This is a genomic window from Acinetobacter sp. YH12046, assembly GCF_013419905.1.
GTDB lineage: Bacteria > Pseudomonadota > Gammaproteobacteria > Pseudomonadales > Moraxellaceae > Acinetobacter.
Genome location: NZ_VOZF01000036.1, coordinates 1 through 6,273 on the forward strand (window position 1 = coordinate 1; position 6,273 = coordinate 6,273).

At 41.2% G+C, this 6,273-nt stretch carries 5 protein-coding genes and 1 tRNA gene; 5 read left to right on the forward strand and 1 reads right to left on the reverse strand.

Annotated elements, in window-relative coordinates:
- Positions 1–306 precede the first annotated feature (306 nt).
- Positions 307–1,245: a sensor domain-containing diguanylate cyclase gene (locus FTU03_RS14170; protein ID WP_179993341.1), complete on the forward strand. Its 939-nt coding sequence runs from the start codon at positions 307–309 to the stop codon at positions 1,243–1,245.
- 326 nt (positions 1,246–1,571) lie between these two features.
- Positions 1,572–2,615 (forward strand): hypothetical protein, encoded by a 1,044-nt coding sequence (locus tag FTU03_RS14175; protein ID WP_179993340.1) that lies wholly within the window; start codon positions 1,572–1,574, stop codon positions 2,613–2,615.
- Between the two features lie 55 nt (positions 2,616–2,670).
- Here the strand turns inward: FTU03_RS14175 and FTU03_RS14180 are convergent, their stop codons facing one another.
- A complete protein-coding gene (locus FTU03_RS14180) occupies positions 2,671–3,543 on the reverse strand; it encodes an ATP-binding protein (protein WP_166138612.1) in 873 nt (290 codons plus the stop codon).
- A gap of 189 nt (positions 3,544–3,732) precedes the next feature.
- Here FTU03_RS14180 and FTU03_RS14185 point away from each other — a divergent pair, with 189 nt between their 5' ends.
- The 3 genes from FTU03_RS14185 to FTU03_RS14195 all read left to right on the forward strand — a co-directional run bounded on the left by FTU03_RS14185 (position 3,733) and on the right by FTU03_RS14195 (position 6,244).
- On the forward strand, positions 3,733–5,241 hold the full coding sequence (locus FTU03_RS14185) for a DUF3336 domain-containing protein (RefSeq protein WP_179993339.1): 1,509 nt from the start codon (positions 3,733–3,735) through the stop codon (positions 5,239–5,241).
- The gene (locus tag FTU03_RS14190; RefSeq protein ID WP_179993338.1) at positions 5,204–6,052 is read left to right on the forward strand and encodes a serine/threonine protein kinase; all 849 of its coding nucleotides are present in this window, start codon (positions 5,204–5,206) and stop codon (positions 6,050–6,052) included. Before FTU03_RS14185 ends, FTU03_RS14190 begins: the two co-directional genes overlap by 38 nt.
- Positions 6,053–6,159: 107 nt before the next feature.
- Positions 6,160–6,244 (forward strand) — tRNA-Leu (locus FTU03_RS14195).
- The last annotated feature ends 29 nt before the right edge of the window (positions 6,245–6,273 follow it).

Consider the following 6,273-nt stretch of genomic DNA (forward strand, 5'->3'; position numbering starts at 1 on the left):
ATGAAATACGGTATTCTGATGTGACAAAACCTGAATCCTGGTCGTTAAAGTGTTTGTTTGCACTCATATTTTAACTGTTAGGACTCAGGTTTTTTTATTTAAAGCAAACTATGGGACAGCAGTGGCCTTAAGCCTCTTTTTTTATTAGATTGCTTTTGTGGAGTAGAAATATTCAACAAATAATATTAATAAATTAATTATTTTAACTCTACCACAGTAAGTATTTTCTTATTGATACCGTAAAATAGTTTAATAATATAGAAATCCCACTCTATTATATGCGGAATGATGCAGAGACTATTTCGGATGGATAATATCAGTTTTAAAGGTTTTCAGGATGCGGGACAGGCAGTTTTAAAATATCTGCATCAGCATTTTGGCTTTAATTTATGGATGATCACCCGGGTAGAAGACAATGACTGGATTGTGCTGCAAAGCGAAGATCATGGCTATGCTGTCCAGCCAGGTCAGGTATTTGAATGGGCCAATTCTTTCTGCTGTCATATGGTCACAGGCAAAGGACCAAGAATCGCGCCTCGCTCTGAAGAAATTCCTTTATATGCGACTGCGCCAATTAACCAGCATTTCTGCATCAAATCTTATATTGGTCAACCACTCTTTAAAGAAGATGGCAGTCTATTTGGAACATTATGTGCAGTTGATCCTGAAGCCAAGTCAGATGCCATCATTCAGGATCTGGCGATGGTCGAGTTATTTAGCAAGCTTTTGAGCTCAATCTTACAAGCTGAGTTGCGTCAGAACGAGCAAATCCGTCAGCAAGAACTGCTACAGCAACAAGCCAGTAAAGATGAATTGACTGGGTTATATAACCGTCGTGCCTGGGAGAAACTGCTACAGGCAGAAGAAGAACGTTGCAAACAGTACGGTCATCCTGCTGCGATCTTATTTATAGACTTGAATGACCTGAAAAAAGTGAATGATAGTCTGGGACACAAGGAAGGCGATCAATTAATTCAACATACTGCACAAATCCTTCAGGAAAATGTACGTAGCAATGATATTGTGGCGCGTATTGGTGGTGATGAATTCGTAATCCTGAGCATAGAAAATGATAAAGCGGGAGCTGAGCGTTTGCTCGATCGCTTAATTGAAGCCTTTGCAGAAGCAAAAATTGAAGCTGCATTTGGTATGGCGATGCGTCATCCAACGACTGGCTTAGTTGAGGCTCAGTGGCAAGCAGACAAAAATATGTTTGAGTACAAGCGCTGGAAAAAGTCTGTTTAAATGTTTTTGACTTTTAATATTTTTAAGGAGGTGTCTGAGAATATTCAGCCATGAGCTGCCAAGTTTTTCCCACAATAAATAGAAGTAATTAATTTCCTTTTATTCTTATTTTTTTAGGTTTTATTCAAAGTTTAATTGTCTAGAAGCAACCTAAATTCTTCTTTAAGCCCAACCATTTAAAAGATAAAGCACGATCAGAGTGTAAGAAATACTGTCCAGAAAAAATATCATCGACAGTTATTGGGTTTGTATTGTGTGATTTTAATACGCCCATCTTTCATTCTCATTGAATAAAAATGCAAAGAAATTCTAGGGAATAAAATTTTATGAAAAAGCAGATGTCATTCTTTGGGCTGGTTTTGGTTTCAAGCTTGCTTACCGCATGTGGTGGTGGTGGAGGTAGCTCAGACAATCCTACAGTGACTACACCACCAAATGTTCCAGAGGAGAGTATTTCTCCTGAACTTTCAGAAGAATTTATTCCTTTTGAGGATCGCGATATCATCGAGAAAATCCGCGATAAAATTAACAATAGCACCAGCAATGATACGGACTATAACGTTGCGTTAGGTCATATGATTGGTGAGGTGTTTGCAGATTATCCTTATGGACGCACGGGCCGTATTATCAAGATTTATAATCTGGGTGTGAATAGCATCAAGTATCCAAATCTGATCTGTTCGGAGGTGAATACCAATGGTGCGGTGAAAACCTTTAAATTAAAAACAGATAAAAATAACTGTATTGTTCTGGATAAAACCTATCGCAAAGATTCAACCATTACCCAGACAGTCAATGGTGATACTACGACCTTGACCTTTAGCAATGTACGTTATGGTTCCAATGTTAATTTTAATCTAAAAGATGACTATCTGATTTCAGGTACGATTGTTCATACCAAAAGCAAAAACAATCTAGGTGCATTGGAAAGCTATAAAATTGACCGTCTGGAATTTCAGCGTGTAGCGGAAGACAAGAATGCGGGTAAATCTGGCGCTGAGTATGATGAGCTGAGCAAGGAATACTTACTGGTACGTAATTATAACTATAGCCTTGTAGATGACTATGGTAGTGGCAGTAATGGTATCCGTACCTTAACCAGCAGCGGCAGCATTATTGGTCAACCCAATCTGGCGGATTATCGTTATAGTTTTGATTTTAATACGACTACACCATTCAAGATGGACGAAACGGTGTTAAATAATTATAAGCATCTGCCGAAAGAGGGTGTGCTTGAAATTACTGACAGTTATGATCAGGTGATTGAGGTCAAACAGAATCAGCCTGAATCCTTAAAAGCGACTGTCTATTTCAATGGCAGTGAGCTGGATGACCTGCTGTGGTCAACGATTATTGACAATAAAAAATAAGAACTAACCTTATAAAAAAAGCTCCATCAAGGAGCTTTTTTATTTGGGGAAGAATTTACAGAGAATTCAACTGCTGCGAACCAATCCAGTGTTTAGAGAACTGATAGGCTGCACGACCTGAGCGTTGTCCTCGTGCCTGGCACCAGCGTAATGCTTCAGCACGGGCTTCAGCTGTCATTTGCATATCTGCCTTTTTCAGATAATGCTCGACAATTTCCAGATACAGGTTTTGATCCATTGGGTAAAACGACAGCCATAAACCAAAACGATCCGACAGGGAAATTTTTTCTTCAATGGCTTCTTGTGGATGCAACTCGGTATATTGGGGTACATCCACTTTGGTTACCGGGGTATTTTCATGCATAAATTCCGGCAATAGATGACGACGGTTACTGGTCGCATAGATCACAAAATTACTTGAACCGGACTGTAATGAACCATCTAGCACACTTTTCAGACTGCGATAGTTTTCATCTTCCGCATTGAAGGCCAAGTCATCACAATAGACAATAAACTTTTCCGGACGACCGGCGATCAGTTGCTGAATTTGTGGAAGATCTGACAAATCATCGCGTTCAATTTCGATCAGACGTAAGCCCTGATCTGCATATTCAGTCAACAAGGCACGCACAATCGAAGATTTGCCTGTACCGCGAGAGCCAGTCAGTAAGACATCATTGGCGGGTAATCCTTTTAGAAACTGCAAAGTATTCTGAATGACTTTTTCTTTTTGTCGCTCAATACCTTTTAAATCTGCCAGTTCAATCTGTTTGAGCTGGTGAATGGGTTTGAGTTCTCCAGCCTGCCATTTATAGGCATAAGCAGAAAAATCAGGACTTTGTTTTAATTCAGGCAGACTTTGCTGGAGCTGGAGAAGAACAGTGGAAAGAGCATTTAAGATATTGTCAGGTAAATCAATTTTCGCCATGATTTGAGCAGTACTTTTACAATTATGGCTAGAATACTATCACTGTAAAATTCACAGTCAAAGTCTGGAAAGTGTGATAATTTGCTTAAAGTGGTGAATTTTCGTTATTGTAGTACAAAGAAAATAGATGCCTGTTTTTTGTTCATGGCTGCAGGATGTCTGAAAATTACAATATAGGGAAGAGGGCAGATGCTGTTTAAAGATTTTACTCAGGATATCAATCCACATCAGGCCTATCGTATCAAAAAGCTGAAGCAGCAATTGCAACAGGCTGAAACTTACGAAGAATGGAAATATATTGCCTTAAAGATCGATGAAGAATCTGGGGCACAAGAATGGAAGCTGGATAATAGTTCACCGTATTTTGATGCCGAGGTGATTGCGCATCGACTGGGGAAATTAAGACGTTACCGTCAGCAGAAACGTACTCGTGACCTGATGTATATCCTGCGTGAAGGACTGAGTTACGATATTGCCAATATCGCCCATCCTTTATTGTTTACCGTCACTTATGTCGGTACTAAAAAAATTATTGAGGATTATGTAGAAGAAGTCAGTCTGGGCCTGGCTTATATTGCTTCTGCACAATGTACCTGTCTGACTCTTGAAGAGAAAATTGAATATTTTGAGCACTGCCAACGTGCTTATGGTCAGCCAGCCTTAATGTTCTCGGGCGGTGCCACACTCGGTTTATTTCATACCGGTGTATGTAAGGCGCTAATGGAACAGGATTTGTTACCTCGAGTGATGTCGGGTTCCAGTGCTGGTGCAATTATGACCGCAATGTTGGGCGTTTCCAAACCTGCGCAGTATGTAGATATTTTAAAAGGCCATAACTTTTTCCATGAAGCTTTTCATTTCCGTACCATGAGTGAATTAATGAAGGGTAATGGTGGTCTGGCGGATGTCAAATACCTGAAAAAATTCCTGATCGAAAACTTGGGCGATATGACCTTTGAAGAAGCATTAAAAACTTCGGGTCTGCATATCAATATTGCGGTTGCGCCTTATGATGCCGCGCAGGATGCCCGGATCATGAATGCCTATACCTCTCCAGATGTACTGGTCTGGAGTGCGGTGCTGGCATCTTGTGCCGTGCCGATTCTGTTCCCGCCGGTACGTCTCACCAGTAAACGTCATGATGGGCAATATACGCCTTATATGGGCGCAACACGCTGGGTAGATGGCAGTGTCCGTAGTGATTTCCCGCAGGAGAAAATGGCGCGGCTGTACAATATCAATTACACCATTGCCAGTCAGGCCAATCCGCACATTGTGCCTTTTATGCAGGATGATATTTCACGCTTCCGTAAAGGAACTTTAAGCTGGCCGAAACGCATTGTACGCCGTCAGAGTGTGGTATTTACCAAAGGGATTATGGATTTTGCCCGTGAGCATGCGGGCAGTTTGCCGCCAATCCGCCGTTTGCTGGATCATGGTTATGGCGTAGTGGATCAACGTTATTATGGTGATGTGAATATCGTCGGTAAATATAGCCTGCGTCATTACAGCTATATGCTGCAAAATCCTCGTCCGCATTTGTTCAAGGTGCTGCAACGTGAAGGTGAGCGGGCGACCTGGCCAAAAATCTCCCTGATCGAAACTCAGGAGCGGGTAGGTAAAACTATTCAGCATTGTCTGGAACTGCTAAATTACCAGCATGCACCAGATACCAAGCAAGAATATATTGTTACTTAACCCTGCCAAACTGCATCAGCTTGATTTCCAGCTTAAGACCAAAGCCCGAAGTCTGGGTTTTGGTCGCCGTCTTTATTATCTAGAAGTTAATCCGGAGACCGCGTCAGCACTTTGGTTAAAAACCCAGAATCTTGATTCAACGGCTATTTCTCGGTATGCCCAAACTGGCTTAAGTCATGAGCTGGACTTTTATGAAGCTTATGGTGAGCAAGAAGGGCGGACTTTCATGCTTCCGCATCAAATTATTCGAAAGCCATTTCAGATTAGGAATGAATTTTTCAATCAGGCTTTGATCTTACCTAATGCGCCAGCACATTTTGATATATGTCCTAAGCTGTTCTCGATTCAAGAAATTCGTCAGCATATGCTACGAGCATTAGAACCGTTGATAAGCTTACAAGAACTCGGGTATCTGTATGCTGATCTCAAACGAGAGCATTTTGTTATTTATCAGAAATGGGTCTGTTTGATCGATTTTGAGCAAGTTCAGCCAATCAATTCTTTAAACCAAGCAATGAACGCTACACCACGTTATATGGCACCTGAACTATTTCAAGGGCAAGCCAAGTCGCTACAGAGTGAAGTTTATGCGCTGGGTATCATTTTTTATGAATGGCTTACAGGGCAGCGCCTAGAAGCGACAGATTATCAGGATTGGGCCTTATTGCACTGTCAGCGTTTTAAACCTGAGCTACCTACACAATTCCAAGCTTTGCAAAGCCCGATACAAAACATGCTTCGAAAGCATTCACGAGATAGATTGTCTGATTTCAAGGCCGTAAAACAGGCCTTACTTACTGAAATTGCATGAGAAAAATACAATAAATTGTATATTGTTTTTTATTTAATCAAACGAGTGGTTTTTTCTTAAAAAGAGCTTGTCAGGTGAAATTGATCCCTATAGTATACACAGCCATCGGGGACGTGGCGAAATTGGTAGACGCACTGGATTTAGGTTCCAGCGCCGCGAGGTGTGAGAGTTCGAGTCTCTCCGTCCCCACCAATTTACTCAAGAGATTGAGTAAAATGGCA

What these genes read in the sequence shown, in the direction of transcription:
- FTU03_RS14185 (WP_179993339.1), top strand. Translation starts at nt 3,733, where the DNA reads ATGCTGTTTAAAGATTTTACTCAGGATATCAATCCACATCAGGCCTAT.
- FTU03_RS14175 (WP_179993340.1), top strand. Translation starts at nt 1,572, where the DNA reads ATGAAAAAGCAGATGTCATTCTTTGGGCTGGTTTTGGTTTCAAGCTTG.
- FTU03_RS14180 (WP_166138612.1), bottom strand. Translation starts at nt 3,543, where the DNA reads ATGGCGAAAATTGATTTACCTGACAATATCTTAAATGCTCTTTCCACT.
- FTU03_RS14170 (WP_179993341.1), top strand. Translation starts at nt 307, where the DNA reads ATGGATAATATCAGTTTTAAAGGTTTTCAGGATGCGGGACAGGCAGTT.
- FTU03_RS14190 (WP_179993338.1), top strand. Translation starts at nt 5,204, where the DNA reads ATGCACCAGATACCAAGCAAGAATATATTGTTACTTAACCCTGCCAAA.